The sequence below is a fragment of the Geodermatophilus sp. CPCC 205761 genome, assembly GCF_051383655.1.
In the GTDB taxonomy this organism is placed as follows: Bacteria; Actinomycetota; Actinomycetes; order Mycobacteriales; family Geodermatophilaceae; genus Geodermatophilus.
Genome location: NZ_JALPKQ010000003.1, coordinates 1 through 20,051, shown reverse-complemented (window position 1 = coordinate 20,051; position 20,051 = coordinate 1). Strand labels below are relative to the sequence as shown.

Genomic DNA, 20,051 nt, shown 5'->3' with positions numbered 1-20,051 from the left:
CGGTCAGTCCGCGGAGTCGAGCCCGCCCGCCGCGGCCGCGTCCAGCAGCCAGCGGGTGGCCCGGCGGCCGTGCACCCCGGCTGCGGGCAGCTGCTGCGGGCCGGGCCGCTCGCGGAGCGCCCGGGCCACTGCCGGCGCCTTCGCCTCCCCGGTGACCAGCAGCCACACCTCCTCCGCGCTGTTGATCGCCGGGAAGCCGAGGCTGATCCGCGTCGGGGGTGGCTTGGGGCAGTCGCGGACCGCGACCACCGGGCGGTCGTCGGCGGCGGCCGGCGAGTCCGGGAAGATCGAGGCGACGTGGCCCTCGGCGCCCATGCCCAGCAGCAGCAGGTCGAGGCGGGGGAGCGCGGCGCCGTCGGGGGCGGCGTCGGCCAGCTGCCCCGCGTACCAGGCGGCGGCGTCCTCGGGTTCGGCGAAGCCGGCGTCGGCGGCCGGCATGGCGTGCACCCGCTCCGCCGGGACGTCGACCGCGTCCAGCAGCGCCCGCCGGGCACCGGTCTCGTTGCGCTCCCCGTCGCCGGCGGGCAGGTAGCGCTCGTCGCCCCACCAGACGTCGACCGCGCTCCAGTCGACCCGCTCCCGCTCGGGCTCGGCCGCGAGGGCCGCGACCCGCTTGAGCACGGCGGTCCCGATCCCGCCGCCGGTGAGCACGACCGACGCCGTCCCGTGCACCGCCTGCGCCGCCGCGAGCCGGGCGACCAGGGCGGAGGCGACCGCGCGGGCCAGCCGGTCGGCGTCGGGCTCGACGACGACGTCGGGCACCGGACGCCCGTCCTCGGGCAGCTGCGCGGCGATCCGGTCCCCCGGGGGGAGGCTCACGAGCCTGCCTCGCCGGCGCTCGGCCGACGCGCGCGCCGGGCTGCCGTGCTCCTCGGTGACGTCGCGAGCCCGGTCACGTGCGGACCTCCTCGGTGTCCTGCTCGCCGTGCTCGGCGACCTCCTCGGCACCCGCCGACGTCGGCGGCACCGTGGGCAGCGGGTCGCCGTCCCCGCCGCGGACGTCGGTCGGGTCGAACCACACGTGCGAGCGCACCGGTGAGCGCCGGGACAGGCCGGACGTGCCGGTCGTCGCCTCCAGCGCCTCGGCGAACGGCTCGTCGGGGTCCAGCCGGCGCAGTTCCTCGCCGACCAGGTCGCCGAGCTGGCGGTCCGGCAGCGCGACCATGGCCTCGGGCCGGTACGGCTGGGCGATGACGGCGCCGCCCCGCCGGTCCGCGGTGACCCGCACCTCCTCGTCCTGGTCCAGCTGCAGGACGACGGAGGACACCCCACTGGGCCCGGGCCGCCGCTCGCCCTCGATGACCGGGATCTCGGTGTCGCACCGCGCGCTGAGCCAGCCCGCCAGCAGCAGGGCGGTCGCGTTGCGCGGATCGCCCTCGACCTGACCGCCGTGCACCCGGACGACGTCCCCGCGCCGGCCCGCCACCGAGTCCACCGTCGACGTGAGGGTGGCCCGCCACGGCGTGCTGCGGGTCCAGGCGAGGTCGGTGTCACCCGGCGCGTAGTCCTCGGCCCGGGTGCGCAGCGCCGCCAGCGAGTCGTCGGCCAGCGAGCTGTCGGTGATCCGGCGGTCGGCGATGACGGCCAGCGCGTCGGTGTCCAGTCGCTCGGGGGGCGTGCCGTGCCACCAGGTGACGACCGGCGCGTCGGCGGCCAGGAGGGGCAGCACGACCGACTCGGCGTGCAGGGCCAGCCGCCCGTACATCCGCATCACCACGGCCTCGCCGGGACCCAGCCGCCCGCCGATCAGCACCTCGGCGTCCAGCCGAGGCGCCGGGGCCTCGATCTGCCGGCGGACGACGATGAGCAGCCGGCAGGGGTGCTGCTCGGAGGCGGCGGTGGCGGCCTCCTCGGCCTCCTCGACCCGCCCCTCGTCGGCCACGACCACCAGGGTCAGCGCAACCCCGGACAGGACGGCCCCGCCGGTGCGCCGCTGGGCGGCCAGCTCCTTGACCACCGCGGATCCGGTGGTGTCCCACAGGGTCGTCATGGCGTCTCCTCCAGTCGGGTGGCTGTACCGCGGGTGCGCGTCACGGCCGCCGCCACCGTCGACCCTCGGCGGCGAGCATCTCGTCGGCCGCCCGCGGGCCCCACTCGCCGGCCCGGTAGGCGTGCGGCGTCGTCCCGGCCCAGAACTCCTCGAGCGGGTCGATCACCGTCCACGAGGCCTCCACCTCGGCGTTGCGCGGGAACAGGGTCGCGTCGCCGAGCAGGACGTCGAGGAGCAGCCGCTCGTAGGCCTCGGGGCTGACCTCGGTGAACTGCTCGCCGTAGAGGAAGTCCATCGACACGTCGCGGACCTCCATGACGCTGCCGGGCACCTTCGACCCGAACTTGAGGGTGACCCCCTCGTCGGGCTGCACCCGCACCACCAGCTGGTTGTTGCCGAGCTCCTCGGTGTCGGTGTCGGCGAAGGGCAGGTGCGGCGCGCGCTTGAACACCAGCGCGATCTCGGTGACCCGCCGCGGCAGCCGCTTGCCGGTGCGCAGGTAGAACGGCACCCCCGCCCAGCGGCGGGTCTCCACGCCCAGCCGGACGGCGGCGTAGGTCTCGGTGGTCGACTCGGGGTCGACGCCCTCCTCCTGCCGGTACCCGCTGGCCCGCTGGCCGGCCAGCCAGCCCTGCTCGTACTGCCCGCGGATGGCGAAGGTGGCGAGGTCGTCGGGCAGCGAGATGGCGCGGAGCACCTTGAGCTTCTCGGTGCGGATCTCCTCGGCGGAGAACTCGACCGGCTCCTCCATGGCGGTCAGGGCGAGCAGCTGCAGCAGGTGGTTCTGCAGGACGTCGCGGGCGGCGCCGGTCTCCTCGTAGAACCCGGCCCGCCCGCCGATGCCGACGTCCTCGGCCATCGTGATCTGCACCGAGTCGACGTTGTGCCCGTTCCAGATCGGCTCGAACAGCGTGTTGGCGAACCGCAGCGCCATCAGGTTCTGGACGGTCTCCTTGCCCAGGTAGTGGTCGATGCGGAAGACGTCCTGAGCGCTGAACACCGAGTCGACCAGCGCGTTGAGCTCCCGGCTGGAGGCCAGGTCGGTGCCGAAGGGCTTCTCCACGACCACCCGGCGCCAGCGGTCCGGCGTGCTGTCGGCCATGCCGGTGCGCTGCATCTGCTTGAGCACGATGGGGAACATGGCCGGGGGGATGGACAGGTAGAAGGCCGCGTTGCCGCCGATGCCGTGGGTGCCCTCCAGCTCGCCGAGGGTCTCGGCGAGCTGGTCGAAGGCGTTGTCGTCGTCGAACGAGCCCTGCACGAACCGGACGCTGCCGGCCAGCCGCTCCCACACCTCTTCGCGCCACGGCGTGCGGGCGGCCTTGCGGGCGGCCTCGCGGGCGAGCTCGGCGAAGTCGGTGTCACCCCAGTCGCGGCGGGCGTACCCGAGCAGGGCGAAGTTCGTGGGCAGCAGGCCGCGGTTGGCCAGGTCGTACACCGCCGGCAGCAGCTTCTTGCGGGCCAGGTCGCCGGTGATGCCGAACACGACCAGGGCGCAGGGCTCCGGCACGCGGGGCAGCCGCCGGTCCCGCGGGTCGCGCAGCGGGTTGGGGATCATCTTCCGTCCTCGAGGTCGGCGGGGACCCGTCGTCCGGCGCGGCGGTGGACCGGCCGACGGGGCGGATCGCAGGACAAGTCTCCGGCACCGATCCTGCTGGACGGCGCTCAGCCGAGCGCGTCGAGCAGTTGGCCGATGCCGGCGGCGCGGTCGGTCAGGTGCAGGTGCAGCAGCGGCCGGCCGCGGTCGGCCACGGCCTGCCGGTCCGCGGCCGCCTGCGCCGCCTGGAGGTCGCCGAAGGAGTACGGCCGGTCGGGCACCGGGAGGTCGTCGTCGACGTCGCCGGTGATCTGCAGGAACACCCCGGTCTGCGGGCCGTCCTGGTGGTAGGGACCAGTGGTGGACCGCGTCCGCGGACCCCAGCCGAAGGTCACCGCACGATCGCCGTGGGCGGCGAGCGCCGCCCGGAGCGCGGCCGCGCGGGCGTCGCGCCCGGGGTCGAGGTGGGCGGTGACCGCCAGGTAGCCGCGCGGCGGGACGGCGGCCAGCACGGCGGCCAGGGCCAGGGCGACCCCGTCGTGCTGGGAGAGGTCCACCGCGTCCAGGACGCCGTTCACGCCGGACAGCTGCACCGCCCCGATCGTCGCGGCCGGCCGCTGCTCCGGCACGCCGTCCTCGGGCACCGGCGGGTCCTCCTCGTCCGGGTCGGGCCGGTCGAAGGGATCGATCCCGAGGACCCGGCCGGCGACTGCGGTCGCGTACTCCCACGCGAGGAACTGGGCGCCCAGGGGACCGGTCACGCCGACCGACGGGCCCGGGGCGACGGGGTCGCCGCCGACGACGGCCAGCAGCGTGTCCGCGCCGGTGGCGCCGGGGGCGTCGACCGACTCCACCACCACCGGCAGCAGGCCGCGGCCCTGCGTGCCGGTGGACCCCGCGATGAGCTGCTCGGCCCAGCCGGCGAACCCCGCCGGGGACGAGCCGCCGTCGGCGAGGGCGACCTTGTCCCGGCCGGTGCGGAAGCCCGCGCCGAGGGCGACGCCCAGCTCCAGGGCGGGGTTGTCCGGCTTGACCAGGTCCTCGGCCAGCTCGACGGCCTCGTCGAGGAGCGCGCCGACGTCGGCCCCGGCCAGCGCGGCCGGCACCAGCGCGAACGCCGACAGCGCGCCGTACCGGCTGCCGAGGCCCGGCTCGGCGAGGAACACCGCGCGGGCGCCCATCGCCGCCGCGGTCTGCGCGAGCGGGGAGCCGGGGCCGGTCACGACGACGAACCGGGTGCCGATCCGCGCCTCGTCCAGGCCCGCGGCGGCGAAGGCCGTGACGAAGGCCCGGCGGTGGGCGTCGGTCGTCTCCGTGCCCGAGGTCACGACGACGACCGTGCGCTCCAGCTCGGCGGTCGCCGCGGCCACCTGGCCGGGGTCGGTGCCGTCGAGGACGACCAGCGGGACGCCCGCCGTCCGGCAGGCCGCCTCGGCCGCCAGCGCGGACCCGCCCGTGCCGCACAGCACGACCCGGTCCAGGCCCTCGGCCTGCAGCTCGGCGCGCAGCGCGGCCAGCCGGGGCACCAGCTCGCGGGACGTCGAGGGCAGGTCCAGCCAGCCCAGCCGGGCCGCCGTCCCGGCCGCGGCGTCCGGACCCCACAGCGTCGGGTCCTCGGCCGCGAGCCGGGCGGCGACGTCGTCGTCGGCGACCTGGGTACGGACCGCCGGCGGGACGTCCAGGCCCGCGCAGGCGAACCGCAGCGTCACCGGCCCTCGGTCACTTCTTGTCCTCGAGCTGGGTGCGCACCGACTCGGTCAGCTCGTCCCACGAGTCGACGAACTTCTGCACGCCCTCCTCCTCGAGGACGCGGAAGACGTCGTCGAGGTCGACGCCGGCGTCGGCGACGGCCTGCATGACCGAGGCGGCCTCGTCGTAGCTCTTCTGCACCGGGGTGCCGGGAGCGCCGTGGTCGGCGTAGGCCATGAGCGTCTTCTCCGGCATGGTGTTGACCGTGCCGGGGGCGATGAGCTCGCTGATGTAGAGCGTGTCGGAGTAGTCGGGGTTCTTGACGCCGGTCGAGGCCCACAGCGGGCGCTGCGGCCGGGCGCCCTTGGCCTCGAGGGCCTTCCAGCGGTCGGAGGAGAAGACCTCCTCGTAGGCCTGGTAGGCCAGCTGGGCGTTGGCCACGCCGGCCCGGCCCTTGAGCGCCGGGTCGGCCCCCACCTCGTCCAGCCGCTTGTCGATCTCGGTGTCCACGCGGGACACGAAGAACGACGCGACCGAGGCGATGCCGGTGAGGTCGGCGTCCGGCTCGTCGGCCAGCCGCTGCTCCAGCCCGGCGAGGTAGGCGTCCATGACCGCCCGGTACCGCTCGAGGCTGAAGATGAGGGTGACGTTGACACTGATGCCGCGGGCGATCGACGTGGTGATCGCCGGCAGCCCGGCCTCGGTCGCCGGGATCTTGATGAACAGGTTCGGCCGGTCGACCAGCCACCACAGGTGGGCGGCCTCGGCGGCCGTGGCGTCGGTGTCGTGCGCCAGGCCGGGGGCCACCTCGAGGGAGACGCGGCCGTCGCCGGGCTGCCGCTGGGCGACCGGAGCGAGCAGGTCGCAGGCGTCCCGGACGTCGGCGCCGGTGATCGTCCGCAGCGCCTCCTCGACGCTCACCTGCCGGACGGCGAGGGCGTGCAGCTGGTCGTCGTAGAGCTCCGACCCGCTGATCGCCGCCGCGAAGATCGTCGGGTTGGTGGTGACCCCGACGATGCTGTACTCGTCGACCAGCGACTGCAGGTTGCCGCTGCGGATGCGGTCGCGGGACAGGTCGTCGAGCCAGATGGCGACCCCCGCCGACGACAGGTCGGCCAGCTTCTCGTTCTGTGCCATGTCATTGCCTTTCGTGGTTGGGCCTGGAGCGGCCCCGCTGCAGGGGCCCGCCGCGAGCTTGCGAGTGGTGGGGGACAGCGGGGTCCTTCATCAGCGGTCGCCGGTCGGGTGCGGCAGTCCGCCGGTGGCCGGGACGGGACCGGCCGGGACGGCGGTGCCGGACCGCGCCGCCTCGAGGCTCTCCCGCGCGGCGGTCACGACCGCCTCGTCGGTCAGGCCGAACTGCTCGTACAGGACGGAGTACGCGGCGCTGGCCCCGTAGTGGGTGAGGCCCACGATCCGGCCGGCGTCGCCGACGAACTCGCGCCACCCCATGGGCACGCCCGCCTCGACGCTGACCCGGGCGCGCACCGACGGCGGGAGGACCTCCTCGCGGTAGGCCTGCTCCTGGTCGGCGAACCACTCGACGCAGGGCACCGAGACGACCCGGGTCGGCACGCCCTCGGCCTCCAGCCGCTCGCGGGCGGCCATGGCGATCTGCACCTCGGATCCGGTGCCGAGCAGGATCAGCTCGGGCGCGCCGTTCGAGGCCTCGGCCAGCACGTAGGCGCCGCGGGCCACGCCCTCGGCGGAGGCGAACCGCTCACGGTCGAAGACCGGCAGGTTCTGCCGGGACAGCAGGATCCCGGCCGGCCGGTCGTTGTGCTCGAGGATGGTCCGCCAGGCCACCGTCACCTCGTTGGCGTCGGCCGGCCGGACGACGTCCAGCCCCGGGATGGCCCGCAGCGCGGCGTAGTGCTCGATCGGCTGGTGGGTGGGGCCGTCCTCGCCCAGCCCGATCGAGTCGTGGGTCCACACGTAGGTGACCGGCAGCTGCATGAGCGCCGCCAGCCGGACCGCCCCGCGCATGTAGTCGGAGAAGGTCAGGAACGTGCCGCCGTACACGCGGGTGCCGCCGTGCAACGCGATCCCGTTCATGATCGCGCCCATCGCGTGCTCGCGGACGCCGAAGTGGAGGGTGCGCCCGTAGGGGCCGCCGGACCACATCTTGGTCTGCCGGTCGGCCGGCAGGAACGACGGTTCGCCCTCGACGGCGGTGTTGTTGCTCTCCGCCAGGTCCGCCGAGCCGCCCCAGAGCTCCGGCAGCTCGGGGTAGAGCGCGGCGAGCGTCTGCCCCGAGGCCTTGCGGGTGGCCACGCCCTTCTCGTCGGCCGGGAACGACGGCAGGCCGTCGGCCCAGCCCTCGGGCAGCCGGCGCTCCCGCATGCGGGCCAGCAGCGCGGCGCGCCCGGGCTGCGCCTGCTCCCAGGCGGCGAAGCGCTCGTCCCACTCGGCGCGGGCCTTGCGGCCGGTCTCGACGACGGAGCGGGCGTGCGCCAGCACCTCGTCGTCGACCTGGAAGGTCCGCTCGGGGTCGAAGCCGAGGATCTCCTTGGTGGCCTTCACCTCGGCCTCGCCGAGCGCGGAGCCGTGCGCGGCGCCCGTGTTCTGCTTGTTCGGCGCGGGCCAGGCGATGATCGTCCGGAGCACGACGATCGAGGGCCGGCCCGTCTCGGCCACCGCGGCGGCGAACGCGGCGTCGACCGCGGCGAGGTCCTCACCGTCGTCGACCCGCTGCACGTGCCAGCCGTAGGCCTCGTAGCGCTTGCCGACGTCCTCGGTGAAGGCGACGTTCGTGTCGTCCTCGATCGAGATCCGGTTGTCGTCGTAGACGAGGACGAGGTTGCCCAGCCGCTGCGTGCCGGCCAGCGACGAGGCCTCGCCGCTGACGCCCTCCTCCAGGTCGCCGTCGGAGGCGAAGCACCAGATGGTGTGGTCGAACAGGCTCTCGCCCTCGGCGGCCTCGGGGTCGAGCAGGCCGCGCTCGCGGCGGGCCGCCATCGCCATCCCGACCGCGTTGCCGACCCCCTGGCCCAGCGGCCCGGTGGTGGTCTCGACGCCGGGGGTGTGGTTGACCTCCGGGTGGCCGGGGGTCCTGGAGCCCCAGGTGCGCAGCGCCTGCAGGTCCTCGACCTCCAGGCCGTAGCCGGACAGGAACAGCTGGACGTAGAGCGTCAGGCTCGAGTGGCCCATCGACAGGACGAACCGGTCGCGGCCGGCCCAGTTCGGGTCGGTGGGGTCGTGCCGCAGCCACTTGTGGAACAGCAGGTAGGCGGTGGGGGCCATGCTCATCGCCGTCCCGGGGTGGCCGTTGCCGACCTTCTGGACGGCGTCCATCGCGAGCACCCGGGCGGTGTCGATGACCCGGCGGTCCATGTCCCCGAAGTCGTCGGGGAGCGTGGGGGAGGGCTGCGTCGGGTTGCCGGTCGGGGCGTCGCTCGCGGCCTCGGCCGGGGCCTCGGACTCGGTGCTCTTGGTTCCCATCTCTCGCGTGCTCCCTCGGGGTCGGCCGGTGCGGGACCACCCGGGACGCTCGGTGGGGCCGTCGGACCCCGGGCGGACGACGGTGCCGAGCTCCAGCGACCGGCCTGGCGCGCGCCACCCCGGTCCTGCGGTGCAGGACCCGGACGCACCGTCGTCGTCGACGTCGGCCCTACCCGCTGCGAGCGCAGCACCAACGTGATCGACCCTAGCCGTCTGCCGCGACGGGACGCCGGTCATGCCCGCCAGGACAGGGGGGCACCGCGGGCTACAGTGGTCCCCGTTCTGCTGTCCCCGGTCGGAAGGGACCCCGTGCTGTCCAGGTGCCCGGTGGTGCCCTGCCCGCGCACCTGTGTGCCCGAGGCCTCGCGGTGACGGCGCTGTCCGAGCGCCCGGCCGTCCAGGCCCGTCGCGCCTCGGCCACGATCCGCAACTACGTGGCCCTCACCAAGCCGCGGATCATCGAGCTGCTGCTGGTCACCACGCTGCCGGCGATGATGCTCGCCGTCGGCGGCTGGCCGTCCTGGCGGCTGCTGCTGGCCACCATGGTCGGCGGCACGCTCGCCGCCGGCGCCGCCAACGTCTTCAACTGCTGGTACGACCGCGACATCGACCGGCTGATGCACCGCACCGAGCGGCGGCCGCTGCCGATGGGCGAGGTCAGCCCGCGCGGGGCGCTGGTGTTCGGCCTGGTGCTGACCGTCGTCTCGGTCGCCCTGCTGGCCGCCACCACGACGCTGCTGGCCGCGGCCCTGGCGCTGGGCGCGATCGTCTACTACGCCGTCCTCTACACGATGGTGCTCAAGCGGCACACCCGGCACTCGACGCTGTTCGGCGGGGTGCCGGGGGCGGCGCCGGTGCTCATCGGCTGGGCCGCGGTCACCGGGTCCCTGGACTGGCCGGCGGTGGTCTTCTTCGGCGTCGTCTTCTGCTGGCAGCTGCCGCACTTCTGGGCGCTGGCCATGCGGTTCCGGTCCGACTACGCCCGCGCCGACGTCCCGATGCTGCCGGTGGTGGCCGCTGCGCAGTCGGTCGGCCGGCAGACCGTCGCGTGGACCTGGGCCACGGTCGCCATCTCGCTGCTGCTGTGGCCGGTGGCCGACGGGTTCGGGATCGGCTGGATCTACACCGCCGCGGCCGCGGGGCTGGGACTGTGGTTCGCGATCGAGGCGCACCGGCTGCTCGGCCGCATCCGCTCGGGCGCGGAGACCAAGCCGATGCAGCTGTTCCACATCTCGATCACCTACATGACCCTGGTGTCGGTCGCGATCATCGTCGACGTCCTCGTCTGAGCGACGGCTCCGAGCCTCCGGACGGAGCCGGATCGAAACCCCTTGTCCCACCCCGGCGACCCGAGTAGACCGGCTCCGCACGTCGGGCCCGGGACGGGGATGCCGGCGGAGGCACCCGCGCGTGCGGCACGGCGGCGCAGGGGGAGGTCCGACCATGCACCCACGACACCGGAACCGGTCTCTGCTCGTCCTCGCGGTGGTGGGGGCGGGGCTGGCGGTACCAGGGGTGGCGCAGGGCCACGACGATCAGCGTGAGCCGACCGAGGCGCGGTTGCTCGCATCCGGGTTGGGCGGCGGCTCGGGCAGCACGATCGGTCCCGACGGCGACCTGTACGTCACCGAGCCCACCGCGGGCGAGGTGTCCCGCATCGATCGCCGGACCGGCGAGGTGACCGTCGTCGCGACGTGCCTGCCGCTCCGGGGGGCGGCGGCCACGGCCGGTGGCGCGATGGACGTGGCGTTCCTGGACGACACGATGTACGTCCTGGTCGGGCTGGTCGCCGACGCGGTCACCGGGGTGTACCGGGTGGACGACGAGGACACCTGCACGGTCGTCGCGGACACCGGCGCCTTCTCCCGGGCGAACCCGCCGCCGGTGGGAGGGGAGGCCCCGGGCGGCGTGCCCTACGCCATGCAGCCCTTCCGCGGCGGCTTCCTGATCACCGACGGCAACCACAACCGCGTGCTGCGCGCCGACCCCGATGGGGACGTGCGCTCGGTCCTGCAACTGGGCAACGTGGTGCCGACCGGTCTGGACGGCGAGGGACGCCGGGTCCACCTCGCCCTTGCCGGGCCCGTGCCGCACCGGCCCGAGGACGGGCGCATCGTCTCGTTCCGCGTCGGTTCGGACCGCGTGCGGGACGTCGCGTCGGGTGGCCGGCTCCTGGTGGACGTGGAGTTCGGCCGGCACGCGGAGTACGCGTTGTCCCAGGGAGCCTTCCCCGCGGGCGGGACGCCGGCCACGCCCGCGGTGCCGGACACCGGCCAGCTGCTGCGCGTCGACGACGGCGGCTTCGACGTCGTCGCGGAGCCGCTCGACCGGCCCACGTCGCTCGAGGTGACCCGCGGCGCGGCCTACATCGTCACGTACGACGGGGAGGTCTGGCGGGTGGACCTGTCGTAGCACCGGACCACGTGCTCGCACCGCGCCGACGGGTCGTCGCCTCCAGCCGTCGAGACGACGACCCGTCGGCGACCGGCTAGTGCGTGCGGGCCGAGACCCGGGGCGCCGGTGCCCCGACCGGGACGTCGGAGGCCGGGCCGCGCACCGACCAGACCAGCCGGGCGGTGAGCGCCGTCACCAGCACCGCGCCCAGCATGTGCAGCAGCACCAGGGCGATCGGCAGGTCGGTGAAGTACTGCACGTAGCCGACGACGCCCTGGGCCAGCTGGACGAGCAACAGGTCGCGGGCGGCCCGCCGGATCCGGCCGGGCGAGTCGGTGGCGTGCAGCGCGACCAGGAGCGCGATCGTCAGCCCGAGCAGGAGGAACACCGAGTCGGCGTGCAGCTGGCTGACCAGCTCCGGGTCGAAGCCGGTGCGGCCTGCCTCGGGGTCGCCGCTGTGCGGCCCGCTGCCGGTGACGACGGTGCCGAGCACGAGGACCCCTGCGGTCGCCGCGGCGATCCCCCCGACCAGCAGCTCGAACGGGCGGCGGACCAGCGGCCGGCCGACGCCGGGCTCGCGGGACCGCAGCCACAGCACGGTCGTGACGGCGACCAGCCCCGAGGAGACCAGGAAGTGCGCGGCGACCGTCCACGGGTTGAGGCCGGTGAGCACGGTGACGCCGCCGAGCAGGGCCTGGGCGGGGATGCCGAGGAACGCGATGACGGCGAGCCCGCGCAGGTCCCGCCGCGGGGAGCGGAAGACGGCGACCACGGTGGCGATCGCGACCGCGGCGAGGACGAACGTCAGCAGCCGGTTGCCGAACTCGATGACGCCGTGGCCGGCCAGCTCGGGGGTGGCGACGAAGCTCGCGTCGGTGCACCGCGGCCAGGTGGGGCAGCCGAGCCCCGAGCCGGTCAGTCGGACGGCCCCGCCGGTGAGGACGATGGCGCCGTTGGCGACGGCGTTGGCCAGGGCGAGACGCGAGACGACGGCAGGGGAGACCGGCACCCCCCGATGCTAGGCGGTGGCTCCTGGTGGCATCGATCACAGGCGCGTCCGGCGCAAGGGGCGGGTTAGGGCAGCCTTGGTTGCGAGCGGCCGGAAATAGGTAACACTTGTGTTGTGGAAAGCGACAGCGTGCACGTCGGGGGCATGGCGCCCCCGTCCCGCCCGTCGGCGACCACCGACGACGGCCGGACGCGGCACCGTGTCAGCGCCCTGCTGCTCGAGCACGGTCCGCAGACGGCGACCGAGCTGGCCGGCCGGCTGGGCGTCTCGCCGACCGCCGTCCGCCGCCACCTCGACGCCCTCGTCGCGACCGGACAGGTCGAGGAGCGGCAGGCTCCCGGCGGCCGCCGGGGCCGGGGCCGTCCCGCGCGGCTGTTCCACCTGACCGACGCCGGCCGCAGCGCCTTCCCGCACGCCTACGACGACCTGGCGCTGACCGCGCTGCGGTTCGTCGCCGCCTCGGGCGGGCCCGACGCCGTCCGTGCGGTCGCCGAGGCCCAGCTCGCCGGGCTCGAGCGGCGCTGCTCCACGGCCGTGGAGCAGGCCGCGGGCGGCGGGACCGTCGACCGGGCACAGGTGCTCGCCGTGGCCCTCACGGCCGAGGGCTACGCTGCCTCGGCCTCGGCGATCTCCAGCGGCGGGCAGCTCTGCCAGCACCACTGCCCGGTGGCGCACGTGGCGGCGGAGTTCCCGCAGCTGTGCGAGGCCGAGACCGCGGTGATCGGCCGCCTGGTGGGTACGCACGTACAGCGCCTGGCCACGATCGCCCACGGCGACGGGATCTGCACCACACACATCCCCGGCCCGTTGCGGCGAGGGAACAGACCGACCCCCGAAAGACCTGTACCAGGTGAGCGAGGAGCGCGGCCGACGACGGCCACTGTGCGCACCGCCCCGTCCACCAGCACCGCCCCCACGATCGACCGGGAGAGGACGCCCGTATGACCAGCACCCAGCAGCCGGTGACCAGTACGCCGCTGACGCAGGACGAGCAGATCGACCAGCTCGGCCGCTACCAGTACGGCTGGGCTGACGCCGATGTCGCCGGAGCGTCGGCCAAGCGTGGTCTGAGCGAGGACGTCGTCCGGGACATCTCGGCCCGCAAGAACGAGCCTGAGTGGATGCTCGAGCGCCGGCTCAAGGCGCTCAAGCTCTTCGGCCGCAAGCCCATGCCCGACTGGGGCTCGGACCTCTCCGGCATCGACTTCCAGAACATCAAGTACTTCGTGCGCTCCACCGAGGCCCAGGCGGCCTCGTGGGAGGAGCTGCCCGACGACATCAAGAACACCTACGACAAGCTGGGCATCCCGGAGGCCGAGAAGCAGCGGCTGGTCTCGGGTGTCGCCGCGCAGTACGAGTCCGAGGTCGTCTACCACCAGATCCAGAAGGAGCTGGAGGACCAGGGCGTCGTCTTCCTCGACACCGACACCGCGCTCAAGGAGCACGGGGACCTCTTCCGGGAGTACTTCGGCTCGGTCATCCCGTCGGGGGACAACAAGTTCGCCGCGCTGAACACCGCGGTGTGGTCCGGCGGCTCGTTCATCTACGTGCCGAAGGGCGTGCACGTGGAGATCCCGCTGCAGGCCTACTTCCGGATCAACACCGAGAACATGGGCCAGTTCGAGCGGACGCTGATCATCGTCGACGAGGGTGCCTACGTGCACTACGTCGAGGGCTGCACCGCGCCGATCTACAAGTCGGACTCGCTGCACTCCGCGGTCGTCGAGATCATCGTCAGGAAGAACGCCCGCTGCCGGTACACGACCATCCAGAACTGGTCGAACAACGTCTACAACCTGGTCACCAAGCGGGCCATCGCCCACGAGGGCGCGACCATGGAGTGGGTCGACGGCAACATCGGCTCCAAGGTCACCATGAAGTACCCCGCGGTCTGGATGACCGGCGAGCACGCCAAGGGCGAGGTGCTCTCCATCGCCTTCGCCGGCGAGGGCCAGCACCAGGACGCCGGCGCCAAGATGGTGCACGCCGCGCCGAACACCTCCTCGACGATCGTGTCGAAGTCGGTGGCCCGCGGCGGCGGCCGGACGTCCTACCGCGGACTGGTCCAGATCGACGAGGGCGCGCACGGGTCCCGGTCGACGGTGAAGTGCGACGCCCTGCTGGTCGACACGATCAGCCGGTCGGACACCTACCCCTACGTCGACGTCCGCGAGGACGACGTGGCCATGGGTCACGAGGCGACCGTCTCCCGCGTCAGCGACGACCAGCTCTTCTACCTGATGAGCCGCGGCCTGTCCGAGGACGAGGCCATGGCGATGGTCGTGCGCGGCTTCGTCGAGCCGATCGCCCGGGAGCTGCCCATGGAGTACGCCCTCGAGCTGAACCGCCTGATCGAGCTGCAGATGGAAGGTGCCGTCGGCTGATGCCGGAGCAGAACACCCCCAGCACCACCGAGGACGTCGCGGTCGCGCCGGCCACCCTCGCCGGCGAGCTGTTCGCCCCCGGCGTGGGTGCGCAGGCCGGCCCGCCGACCACCCCGGCGTCGGAGACGGCGACGGCCGGCCGCGCCACGCCGGGCGCGCACTCCCACGGCGGACCGGCCCCGACCGGCTCCCCGGCCGAGCGGTTCACCTCGACCGACCCCGACGCCTTCGCCGACCCCACCGGCCGCGAGGAGGACTGGCGCTTCACCCCGATGCGCCGCATCCGCCCGCTGCTGCAGGGCGCGCCCTCCGACGCCCACCTCCAGTGGGACACCGAGCTCCCCGAGGGCGTCGAGCTGACCAGCGTCGAGGCCGACGACCCGCTGATCAAGGGGCTGCCCGAGCCGGTCGACCGGCTGGCGGCGCTCACCCGGCAGCGCAGCGGCGGCGCGGCCGTCGTCCGCGTGCCGGCCGAGGCCCAGCTCGACCGCCCGGTCCGGCTGGGGCTGTCCGGCACCGGGTCCGACGAGGTCGTCTGGGGCCAGCTGGTCGTCGAGGTGGGCGCGTTCGCGAAGGCGACCGTCGTCCTCGACCACAGCGGCCTGGCCCGGTACTCCGGCGGGGTCGTGCTGCTCGTCGGCGACGGCGCGCAGGTCACCCTCGTCTCGGTGCAGGACTGGGCGCCCGGCACGGTGCACGGCGCGCAGTTCGACGCCGTCGTCGGCCGCGACGCCACGGTCAAGCAGGTCGTGGTCACCCTCGGCGGCGACCTCGTCCGGCTGGTCAGCAACGTGCAGTACGCCGGCCCCGGCGGGACCGCGGAGCTGTTCGGCGTCTACTTCGCCGACGAGACCCAGCACCAGGAGCACCGGCTGTGGGTCGACCACGCGGTGCCCAACTGCACCAGCAACGTCCTCTACAAGGGCGCGCTGCAGGGCGAGAAGGCGCACACGGTGTGGGTGGGTGACGTGCGGATCCGCCCGGCGGCCACCGGCACCGACACCTACGAGCTCAACCGCAACCTGGTGCTCACCGACGGCGCCCGCGCCGACTCGGTGCCCAACCTGGAGATCGAGACCGGCGAGATCGTCGGCGCCGGGCACGCCAGCGCCACCGGCCGGTTCGACGACGAGCAGCTGTTCTACCTGTGCTCGCGCGGCATCGACGCCGAGACCGCCCGCCGCCTGGTCGTGCGCGGCTTCTTCGCCGACGTCGTCCAGCACATCGGCCTGCCGGAGCTGCAGGACCGCCTGATGGGCACGATCGAGGCCCGTCTCGGCGCCCTGCCCGGCCTGGACGAGCAGCCGGTGGAGGTCTCCGAGTGAGTTTCGAGCGGGTGTGCGCGCTGACCGAGGTCCCGGAGACCGGCTCGCTGCGGGTCGAGCTCGCGGACGTCGACGTCGCGGTCGTCCGCTTCGAGGGCGAGGTCTACGCGATCGAGGACCTCTGCTCGCACGCCGAGGTCCCGCTGTCGGAGGGCGACGTCGAGGAGTTCCGCGGCGCCCCGACCATCGAGTGCTGGCTGCACGGGTCGTGCTTCGACCTGCGCAACGGCGAGCCCACCAACCTGCCGGCCACCGAGCCGGTGTCCGTCTACCCGGTCCGGGTGGAGGGCGACGACGTCCTGGTCGACGTCGACGCCTCCGTTCCCGCGGCCAGCAACTGAGGAGCGAGAAGTGACCACCCCCCAGAACGGCAGCGTGCTGGAGATCCGCAACCTGCACGTCACCGTGGGTGAGGGCGACGACGCCACGGAGATCCTCCGCGGCGTCGACCTGACCGTCCGCGCCGGCGAGACCCACGCGATCATGGGTCCGAACGGCTCGGGCAAGTCCACCCTGGCCTACTCGATCGCCGGCCACCCCAAGTACACGATCACCGGCGGCACGGTGACCCTCGACGGCGAGGACGTCCTCGCGATGACCGTCGACGAACGCGCCCGCGCCGGCCTGTTCCTCGCCATGCAGTACCCGGTCGAGGTGCCCGGGGTGAGCGTCTCCAACTTCCTGCGCACCGCGGCCACCGCGGTCAAGGGCGAGGCGCCGAAGCTGCGCACCTGGGTCAAGGACGTCAAGACCGAGATGGCGGCCCTGGAGATGGACCCGGCGTTCGCCGAGCGCAACGTCAACGAGGGCTTCTCCGGCGGTGAGAAGAAGCGCCACGAGATCCTGCAGATGCGGCTGCTCAAGCCGCGCATCGCGATCCTCGACGAGACCGACTCCGGCCTCGACGTCGACGCGCTGCGGATCGTCTCCGAGGGCGTCAACCGCACCCGCGCCGAGGGCGAGGTCGGCGTCCTGCTGATCACGCACTACACGCGGATCCTGCGCTACATCAAGCCCGACTTCGTGCACGTCTTCGTCAGCGGCCGGATCGTCGAGGAGGGCGGCCCGGAGCTGGCGGAGAAGCTCGAGGACCAGGGCTACGCCGCGTACGTCAAGGACTCGAACGAGCAGGCCAGCGCGGAGAAGGCCGCAGCGGAGGTCCTCCAGTCATGACCCAGACCGTCTCGCGTCCCGAAGCCGGGGCGCAGAAGACGCCCCTGCCTCTGGACGTCGAGGCGATCCGGGCGGACTTCCCGATCCTGACCCGCACCGTCCGCGACGGGAAGCGGCTGGTCTACCTGGACTCCGGGGCCACCTCGCAGAAGCCGCGCAGCGTCCTGGACGCCGAGCGCGACTTCTACGAGACCTGCAACGCCGCCCCGCACCGGGGCGCGCACCAGCTCGCCGAGGAGGCGACCGGCCGCTACGAGGCGGCCCGCGCCACGATCGGCGCGTTCATCGGCGCACCGGCCGAGGAGATCGTCTTCACGCGCAACAGCACCGAGGGCATCAACCTCGTCGCCTACGCGCTGTCGAACGCTGCCACCGCCAAGGAGCCGGAGTTCCGCCGGTACGCCGTCGGCCAGGGCGACGAGATCGTCGTGACCGAGATGGAGCACCACGCGAACCTGGTGCCCTGGCAGCAGCTGTGCGAGCGCACCGGCGCGACCCTGCGCTGGCTGGGGCTGACCGACGACGGCCGGCTGGACCTCTCGGACCTGGCCACCGTGGTCAACGAGCGCACCAAGCTGGTCGCGGTCACCCAGCAGTCGAACATCCTCGGCACGATCAACCCGCTCGGCGGCATCGTCGCCCGCGCGCGCGAGGTCGGTGCGCTGGTGCTGGTCGACGGCGCGCAGTCGGTGCCGCACCAGCCGGTCGACGTCGCCGCCCTGGGTGCGGACTTCCTCGTGTTCTCCGGCCACAAGATGCTGGGCCCGACCGGGGTCGGCGTCCTGTGGGGCCGGTACGACGTGCTCGACGCGCTGCCACCGTTCCTGACCGGCGGCTCGATGATCGAGGTCGTCCGCATGGAGGGCAGCACCTTCATGCCGCCGCCCCAGCGGTTCGAGGCCGGGGTGCCGATGACCGCGCAGGTGATCGGGCTCGCCGCCGCCGTCGAGTACCTGCAGGGCCTCGGCATGGCCGACGTGCAGGCGCACGAGGAGGCGCTGACCGGGTACGCGCTGGCGAGGCTGGCCGAGATCCCCGGGGTCACCGTGATCGGCCCGCCCGACACCGTGGCCCGCGGCGGCGCGGTCTCCTTCACCGTCGAGGGCATCCACCCGCACGACGTCGGCCAGGTCCTCGACGACCTCGGCGTCGAGGTCCGGGTGGGGCACCACTGCGCGTGGCCGGTCGTTCGGCGCTACGGCGTCCCGGCGACGACGCGGGCCACCTTCTACGTGCACACCGGGTACGACGACATCGACGCCCTGGCCGACGGGATCCGGAAGGCCCAGACGTTCTTCGGCGTTGCCCCGGCTGTGCCCAACGGGAATGGGGCGGACTAGAGCATGCAGCTCGAGTCGATGTACCAGGAGATCATCCTGGACCACTACCGGAACCCGCACGGCCGCGGACTGCGCGAGCCGTTCGAGGCCGAGGTGCACCACGTCAACCCGACGTGCGGCGACGAGGTGACCCTGCGGGTGCACCTGGACGGCGACACGCTGGCCGACGTCTCCTACGAGGGGATGGGCTGCTCGATCAGCCAGGCCTCGGTGTCGGCGATGTACGACCTCGTCATCGGCAAGTCCGTGCCCGAGGCGCTCGAGACCGGCGAGCACTTCATGACGCTGATGCAGAGCAAGGGCGACGCCGCGGTGGCCGAGAAGCTCGAGGACGAGCTGGAGGACGCCGTCGCGTTCGCCGGCGTGTCGAAGTACCCCGCCCGGATCAAGTGCGCACTGATGAGCTGGATGGCTCTCAAGGACGCCAGCGCCCGAGCTCTGTCGGTCGCTGACGCCACCCCGACTGGAGGCCAGCAGGCATGAGCGAGACCACCGAGAACGCGACGCCGGCCGCGACCGACGCGACGGCGGCCGAGCTGCCCGCGTACAAGTCGGCGCTCATCGAGGACGTCGAGGAGGCCATGCGCGACGTCGTCGACCCCGAGCTGGGCGTCAACGTCGTCGACCTGGGCCTGGTCTACGGCATCGACGTCGACGACTCGAACGTCGCCGTCATCGACATGACGCTGACCTCGGCGGCCTGCCCGCTGACCGACGTCATCGAGGACCAGGCCCGCCAGGCCCTCACCGGTGGCCCCGGCCCCGGCCTGGTCGACGACATCCGGATCAACTGGGTCTGGATGCCGCCGTGGGGCCCCGACAAGATCACCGACGACGGCCGCGAGCAGCTGCGCGCCCTCGGCTTCCGCGTCTGAGGAATGGCCCCCTTCCTCCCCGCCCTTCGCAGGCTCAGGGCGGGGCCCTGGAAGGGGGCCATTCCAGCACCTCACCGGGGTCCCGCGACGAGCCTGTGAGGCGTGGGGCAGAGGGGTTCCTCTTCAGCGCATGTCGGCCAGCCGGGTGCGGAAGCCGTCGGCGTGACCCGCCGGCTCCGGCGTCCCCCCGGCGTCGGACTCCTGCCGCCGCCGGCGCAGCAGCTGCTCCCGCCAGGCACCGACGCCCAGCAGGGCCGCTCCGACGACCAGCGCGCCGGCGATGGGCAGCGGCAGCTGCACCGCGAGCAGCCCCAGTGCCAGGGTCACGGCGGTGACGCCCCCGGCGACGACGGGGGCCCGCACGGACCGCCACGCGCCCAGCGCCATCGCGGTCGCGGCGACGACGAACACGGCCACCGGTCGCTGGCTGCCCGGGGCCAGCACCGCGTAGGCGACCGAGGGCGCGGCGGCGACCCACAGCGCCGGCCCCCAGGCCGCCGCCGACCGGCCGGTCGCCACCCGGGGGCCGGCCGCGACCAGCAGGCCGAGCGCCGCCGGCAGCGTGTAGACCTCCAGTACGTGCCACTCGGCGACGGCGGCGAGCAGCCAGGCGGCGAGCACCAGCTGCGCCGCGCCCGCCCGCCAGGCGGGTGAGGCCGCCACGGCCGCGATCCGCTCGTCCCGGGTCGGTGGCCGCTCCCGCACCGGGCGTGGCTCGGTGTCGCGGCGGGTGCCGCGGTCGGTGGCGGCCGGATCCGGCGGTGACGGGGGCACGGGCGGCGCCGGTACGCCGATCGCCGCCTGCGCGCCGCGCCGCACCCGGTGGGCCACGCCGAGCGCGGCCCGGGCGACCTGCGCCAGCCCTGCCAGCGGGTGGGACGCGGCCGGCGGCAC

Annotated in this window: 18 protein-coding genes; 10 read left to right on the top strand and 8 right to left on the bottom strand. The window is 73.9% G+C overall.

From position 1 onward, the window contains the following. Positions 1-3 precede the first annotated feature (3 nt). The 6 genes from pgl to tkt all read right to left on the bottom strand — a co-directional run bounded on the left by pgl (position 4) and on the right by tkt (position 8,657). Complete coding sequence (gene pgl, locus MY526_RS02520) at positions 4-819, bottom strand: 6-phosphogluconolactonase (protein ID WP_436694554.1); 816 nt, start codon at positions 817-819, stop codon at positions 4-6. A 73-nt stretch (positions 820-892) separates the two neighbouring features. Next, positions 893-1,990, bottom strand: coding sequence for a glucose-6-phosphate dehydrogenase assembly protein OpcA (locus tag MY526_RS02515; protein WP_436694555.1), 1,098 nt, complete (start codon positions 1,988-1,990; stop codon positions 893-895). Between the two features lie 40 nt (positions 1,991-2,030). Then, positions 2,031-3,548 (bottom strand): glucose-6-phosphate dehydrogenase, encoded by a 1,518-nt coding sequence (gene zwf, locus MY526_RS02510; protein WP_436694556.1) that lies wholly within the window; start codon positions 3,546-3,548, stop codon positions 2,031-2,033. A gap of 107 nt (positions 3,549-3,655) precedes the next feature. Continuing rightward, entirely contained in the window at positions 3,656-5,236 is a 1,581-nt protein-coding gene (locus MY526_RS02505; RefSeq protein ID WP_436694557.1) for a glucose-6-phosphate isomerase, read from the bottom strand. A gap of 10 nt (positions 5,237-5,246) precedes the next feature. Then, entirely contained in the window at positions 5,247-6,353 is a 1,107-nt protein-coding gene (gene tal, locus MY526_RS02500) for a transaldolase (protein WP_436694558.1), read from the bottom strand. Positions 6,354-6,443: 90 nt separating this feature from the next. Then, positions 6,444-8,657, bottom strand: coding sequence for a transketolase (gene tkt / locus MY526_RS02495; protein WP_436694559.1), 2,214 nt, complete (start codon positions 8,655-8,657; stop codon positions 6,444-6,446). Between the two features lie 368 nt (positions 8,658-9,025). Here tkt and MY526_RS02490 point away from each other — a divergent pair, with 368 nt between their 5' ends. Both MY526_RS02490 and MY526_RS02485 read left to right on the top strand, forming a co-directional pair. Beyond that, the gene (locus MY526_RS02490) at positions 9,026-9,946 is read left to right on the top strand and encodes a heme o synthase (protein ID WP_436694560.1); all 921 of its coding nucleotides are present in this window, start codon (positions 9,026-9,028) and stop codon (positions 9,944-9,946) included. 154 nt (positions 9,947-10,100) lie between these two features. Further along, positions 10,101-11,069 (top strand): ScyD/ScyE family protein, encoded by a 969-nt coding sequence (locus MY526_RS02485; RefSeq protein ID WP_436694561.1) that lies wholly within the window; start codon positions 10,101-10,103, stop codon positions 11,067-11,069. Between the two features lie 76 nt (positions 11,070-11,145). Here the strand turns inward: MY526_RS02485 and MY526_RS02480 are convergent, their stop codons facing one another. Beyond that, positions 11,146-12,060, bottom strand: a complete 915-nt coding sequence (locus MY526_RS02480; RefSeq protein WP_436694562.1) for a COX15/CtaA family protein — start codon at positions 12,058-12,060, stop codon at positions 11,146-11,148. Positions 12,061-12,174: 114 nt separating this feature from the next. On the opposite strand from MY526_RS02480, the gene MY526_RS02475 reads away from it, so the two are divergent. From MY526_RS02475 to MY526_RS02440, 8 genes are read left to right on the top strand one after another with little or no spacing between them, the layout of a single operon-like run. Then, complete coding sequence (locus MY526_RS02475; RefSeq protein ID WP_436694563.1) at positions 12,175-13,005, top strand: helix-turn-helix transcriptional regulator; 831 nt, start codon at positions 12,175-12,177, stop codon at positions 13,003-13,005. After that, complete coding sequence (gene sufB / locus MY526_RS02470) at positions 13,002-14,444, top strand: Fe-S cluster assembly protein SufB (protein ID WP_436694564.1); 1,443 nt, start codon at positions 13,002-13,004, stop codon at positions 14,442-14,444. The genes MY526_RS02475 and sufB overlap by 4 nt, the downstream gene beginning before the upstream one ends. Next, entirely contained in the window at positions 14,444-15,769 is a 1,326-nt protein-coding gene (sufD, locus tag MY526_RS02465; protein ID WP_436694565.1) for a Fe-S cluster assembly protein SufD, read from the top strand. The genes sufB and sufD overlap by 1 nt, the downstream gene beginning before the upstream one ends. Continuing rightward, positions 15,766-16,110: a non-heme iron oxygenase ferredoxin subunit gene (locus MY526_RS02460; RefSeq protein WP_436703160.1), complete on the top strand. Its 345-nt coding sequence runs from the start codon at positions 15,766-15,768 to the stop codon at positions 16,108-16,110. The genes sufD and MY526_RS02460 overlap by 4 nt, the downstream gene beginning before the upstream one ends. Positions 16,111-16,120: 10 nt before the next feature. After that, a complete protein-coding gene (gene sufC, locus MY526_RS02455) occupies positions 16,121-16,942 on the top strand; it encodes a Fe-S cluster assembly ATPase SufC (RefSeq protein ID WP_436694567.1) in 822 nt (273 codons plus the stop codon). Further along, positions 16,939-18,282 carry a cysteine desulfurase gene (locus MY526_RS02450; RefSeq protein WP_436694568.1) on the top strand — a complete coding sequence of 448 codons (1,344 nt, stop codon included), beginning with the start codon at positions 16,939-16,941 and terminating at the stop codon, positions 18,280-18,282. Before sufC ends, MY526_RS02450 begins: the two co-directional genes overlap by 4 nt. 3 nt (positions 18,283-18,285) lie before the next feature. After that, positions 18,286-18,765, top strand: a complete 480-nt coding sequence (gene sufU / locus MY526_RS02445) for a Fe-S cluster assembly sulfur transfer protein SufU (RefSeq protein WP_436694569.1) — start codon at positions 18,286-18,288, stop codon at positions 18,763-18,765. Next, complete coding sequence (locus MY526_RS02440) at positions 18,762-19,157, top strand: metal-sulfur cluster assembly factor (RefSeq protein ID WP_436694570.1); 396 nt, start codon at positions 18,762-18,764, stop codon at positions 19,155-19,157. The genes sufU and MY526_RS02440 overlap by 4 nt, the downstream gene beginning before the upstream one ends. A 123-nt stretch (positions 19,158-19,280) precedes the next feature. On the opposite strand, the gene MY526_RS02435 is transcribed toward MY526_RS02440, so the two are convergent. Beyond that, on the bottom strand, positions 19,281-20,051 hold a 771-nt coding region (locus MY526_RS02435), incomplete at its 5' end, for an SCO7613 C-terminal domain-containing membrane protein (RefSeq protein ID WP_436703159.1).

Bases quoted from the DNA above. Each gene is read 5' to 3' on its own strand.
- sufU (WP_436694569.1), top strand. From the start codon at position 18,286: ATGCAGCTCGAGTCGATGTACCAGGAGATCATCCTGGACCACTACCGG.
- sufD (WP_436694565.1), top strand. From the start codon at position 14,444: ATGCCGGAGCAGAACACCCCCAGCACCACCGAGGACGTCGCGGTCGCG.
- tal (WP_436694558.1), bottom strand. From the start codon at position 6,353: ATGGCACAGAACGAGAAGCTGGCCGACCTGTCGTCGGCGGGGGTCGCC.
- sufB (WP_436694564.1), top strand. From the start codon at position 13,002: ATGACCAGCACCCAGCAGCCGGTGACCAGTACGCCGCTGACGCAGGAC.
- MY526_RS02515 (WP_436694555.1), bottom strand. From the start codon at position 1,990: ATGACGACCCTGTGGGACACCACCGGATCCGCGGTGGTCAAGGAGCTG.
- MY526_RS02450 (WP_436694568.1), top strand. From the start codon at position 16,939: ATGACCCAGACCGTCTCGCGTCCCGAAGCCGGGGCGCAGAAGACGCCC.
- tkt (WP_436694559.1), bottom strand. From the start codon at position 8,657: ATGGGAACCAAGAGCACCGAGTCCGAGGCCCCGGCCGAGGCCGCGAGC.
- MY526_RS02440 (WP_436694570.1), top strand. From the start codon at position 18,762: ATGAGCGAGACCACCGAGAACGCGACGCCGGCCGCGACCGACGCGACG.
- zwf (WP_436694556.1), bottom strand. From the start codon at position 3,548: ATGATCCCCAACCCGCTGCGCGACCCGCGGGACCGGCGGCTGCCCCGC.
- MY526_RS02485 (WP_436694561.1), top strand. From the start codon at position 10,101: ATGCACCCACGACACCGGAACCGGTCTCTGCTCGTCCTCGCGGTGGTG.